At 63.2% G+C, this 2,607-nt stretch carries 2 protein-coding genes and 1 tRNA gene; all 3 read left to right on the top strand.

Annotation, left to right across the window (positions count from 1 at the left end; translation table 11 throughout):
* Positions 1–672: IS1380 family transposase (locus tag EDC31_RS17435; protein ID WP_132127225.1), on the top strand; the 672-nt coding region annotated here is incomplete at its 5' end.
* A 225-nt stretch (positions 673–897) separates the two neighbouring features.
* Positions 898–973, top strand: a tRNA-Glu gene (locus tag EDC31_RS17430).
* Between the two features lie 95 nt (positions 974–1,068).
* The gene (locus tag EDC31_RS17425; RefSeq protein ID WP_207912144.1) at positions 1,069–2,259 is read left to right on the top strand and encodes a tyrosine-type recombinase/integrase; all 1,191 of its coding nucleotides are present in this window, start codon (positions 1,069–1,071) and stop codon (positions 2,257–2,259) included.
* Positions 2,260–2,607: the final 348 nt, after the last annotated feature.

Here is a 2,607-nt window from a genome sequence, read left to right as displayed (position 1 = left end):
GTGCGGATCCTGCTGCGCGCCGATGGCGGCTTCTGTCGTGAAACGCTGATGGCCTGGTGCGAGGCCAACCGTGTCGATGTCCTGTTCGGGCTCGCGCGCAATGCACGGCTGGTCGCGGAGGTCGCGGGTGAACTGGCGGCTGCCGAGGCCGAAAGCGCGCGAACGGGCCGACCTGCGCGCCGATACCGGGATTTCCGCTGGCTGACCCGCGACAGCTGGAGCCGGGCACGGCGTGTCGTCGGCAAGGCGGAATGGACCAGTGAGGCCGCAAATCCGCGCTTTGTCGTGACTTCGCTGTCACCCGCCGAAGCCAGGGCACGTCACCTGTATGAGAAAATCTACTGCGCGCGGGGCGAGATGGAGAACCGGATCAAGGAATGCCAGCTTGACCTCTTTGCCGACCGGACGTCTTCGGGAACCATGCGCGCCAACCAGTTGCGCCTCTGGTTCGCCTCCATGGCCTATGTCCTGCTGTGTGCGCCGCGGCGGATCGGACTGGCCCACACGCAGTTCGCCACCGCAACCTGCGGCACGATCCGCCTCAAGCTGCTCAAGATCGGTGCCCAGGTCATCCGCAGCGTCCGGAGGATCCGGATCTCCATGGCGTCAGCCTGCCCCTGGCAATATGAGTTCGGGCTCGCCCATGCCTTGCTCACAAACGCCGCCCGCTGACGAAACAGACACCGCAAGGCGCCATGTCCACGCGTCTGATCCCCGTCAAAGCGGGCATGGATGGCGCGTGCCCAGAATTCGGTTTCCCGTTACGAAAACAGATCAGAACCGCTCGGAACCAGCTGACGGCGCTCCCTCACACCGGTCCCACATCATCGTGTGAGAAATGCGGGTTAGCCCTTGACCCGTTGCTCGCGCTGAGATACCCAGCCGCTCACGCCTCATGTCCCGTTCGTCTAGAGGCCTAGGACACCGCCCTTTCACGGCGGTAACACGGGTTCGAATCCCGTACGGGACGCCATTGATTTCCAACGGTTTTCTGGAAATTCCCTCCTCGAAAATATGGGTTTTTGCACCATTTCCGCACCATTGCGAGGAATGTGCTACCCTTCTCCCATGGAGAGCGAAGCGGGCATTCCGGAAGGTGCGGCGGTGAGCGGGCGGCTCGACCCGGCTACGGGCAAGCCTCTGCCACGCGGTGTCACCTATCGCGGCCCAAAGCAGTATATGACCCGCAAGGTGGTCGACGGCCGCCGTGTGCAGCGAACGTTCTCCACCGCGCCCCAGGCCCGGAAGTGGCTCACCGAAACGGCCGCCAGGGCTGAACTGGGCCAGTTCACGGATACCCGCCCACTCGACAGGATGACCGTCGGTCATCTCGTGGAACGCTATCGCGACGAATGCATGGCCCATCGGGAACGTGACCGCACCGGGCACCTGCCGGCCATCCATCGGGATGAGGCGATCGCCGGGGTCCGCCTTTCGAAATTCTCTCCAGCCGACGTGCGCGGTTTCCGGGACCGGATGATAGCGGAAGGATACGCTCCGGCCACGGTGGTTAAGCGCCTGAACCTGCTGGCCTCCGTGATCCAGCACGCGATTTCGGAGTGGGATGTCGCGATCGTCAACCATGCGTCGGGACGGGTGGTCAAACGGCCTGAGGGCGCGGACAAGAAGCGCAACCGGCGACTCCGGGACAGCGAGAGCGGCACGGAAGCGGGAGAATACGACCGCCTGTTGCGCGCGATTGGCGAGTCCCCTCATTCCGACGATGTCTGGCTTGTCCGCTGGTCCATCGAGCAGGGCACGCGACGCAGCGAGGCGATCGGCCTGAGATGGGGCGATATCGACCTTGATCGCCGCACCCTGCGCCTGGGCGGCGAGACCGGCAGGACGAAGACGCACAGGCATCGGGAGGAACATGGACCTGAGATCCGGCCCCTGACGCCTGGCGGCCGCCGTCTCCTGCGGGAGAAGCTGGCGACGCTTCCGCGACCGCCCAAAGCGGGGCAGGCCGTGTTCGATGTCGGAACCGAGGATGCCTTCAGCATGCGCTATCGCCGACTGGTCCATCATGCGGGACTGAAGAACCTCACCTTCCACGATCTGCGTCATGAAGCGACCAGCCGGCTTGCGAAACTGCTGCCCAATCCGCTGGATCTCAAGCGGGTGACGGGTCATCGCGACCTGAAATCGCTGGATCGCTACTACCAGCCCATTCCGGAGGATATCAGTCGCCAGATCGAAGAGGCCGAGCGCGTGCAGGGTCTGCTCACGTCCGGGAGTGCTGACGAAAACGACGGATAACCGGGACAGGTCTGGAGCCGCCTGACGCGGCTTCTTTCCTTGTCATGTCTGACAACTCATGCCAGACATGTATGATCCCCGGAGGGGGTTTTTATTGACGCTTCCGGAACCTCGACCAGATGACGGACTTGCCTGTCAGACCCAAAGTCCTTCGCTACGCAGCGGCGGCGGCTTATCTCGGGATCAGCCATGGTCGCTTGCGCAATCTAGATGTTTAGTCCCGTGGTTTGATGGTGCATTCTTCTCGCTGGAATGGAAGGAAGCGCTATGGGCCAGGTTCACCACGGAAGCGCCACGACGACATCGGCAGTCCGTCGAGCGATACAACATAGTCAAGCGAGCCTGAGG

This window comes from Acidomonas methanolica (genome assembly GCF_004346035.1).
In the GTDB taxonomy this organism is placed as follows: domain Bacteria; phylum Pseudomonadota; class Alphaproteobacteria; order Acetobacterales; family Acetobacteraceae; genus Acidomonas; species Acidomonas methanolica.
This window is presented reverse-complemented; position numbering and strand designations above follow the sequence as displayed.